We start from the raw sequence: 866 nt of genomic DNA, 5'->3' as shown, positions 1-866 counted from the left end.
TCTTGATTCATCATTAGAAAACAGATCTATAATAAGACAAACTGCAATGCTTCATAACAGAATGCTTACTGACAATATGAGCGATGGATTAATGTTTCATACTTGTTATAATGCACCGCTTGAATGGGCTACTGCAAGAGACAGCGGACTTTTAATGAAAAGAATTGTTGAAGAAGATATAAAAGGCAATTTAGATGACTATTTTTGGAAAGGCTGTTTCAATTTGGGAAGCAARGCAGAAAACAGACTTATTGGTTATGATACATTTAATGACGGATTTAAACTCATTGGAGGCTCTACAAAAAAATACATGAAGCCTAATTGGAATGCTACAAGAAATTTCCATGGTCTTTGGTATTATGACGGATACAAATTAGAAGAATTATTCTCATATCAAAAAGAGTCTGTTACTGATTATTGGAATGAAATAGGCCGTACTCATTGGTATTATGCATTYGKTAAAATAGTRCCGCCTTCTTTAATATCATTTTTTGCCATACAGAGACTTTTGCCTCACCCTAATTCACCAACATATTGGCGTAAAAATAATGAAGACGGAAAAATAATTGCTTATTTTGGAAGTTTAGAAAACTTTGATAATTTRCCTAAAAAATGGGAAGATTTTAATTTGCTTTTTGAAAATAAAGACTCTGAAGGAAATTAYATAGATTATAAGGCTTTGCTTGATATAAAAAATGCTAAGCTTCTTAGTCATGGTTATGATGAAACTAAAAAAGACAGTGAAATAGATTTGGAAGACCTTAAAAAAGCAGCAGAGTTTAGAGGCGGTAAACTTTTAAGCACTAGCATGACTAAAGGTGATTTATATACAAAATTAAAATGGTCTTGTKCTGAAGGTCATGAAT

Annotated in this window: 1 pseudogene; it reads left to right on the top strand. The window is 31.7% G+C overall.

The features are described 5' to 3' along the window. Positions 1 to 866: pseudogene (locus tag GQX97_RS12690) on the top strand (NAD(P)-dependent oxidoreductase); the annotation flags it as partial.

It is taken from the genome of Brachyspira sp. SAP_772, from assembly GCF_009755885.1.
Lineage (GTDB): Bacteria > Spirochaetota > Brachyspiria > Brachyspirales > Brachyspiraceae > Brachyspira.
Note: the sequence above shows the minus strand (reverse complement) of the source record. Positions and strands in the feature narration are given on the sequence as shown.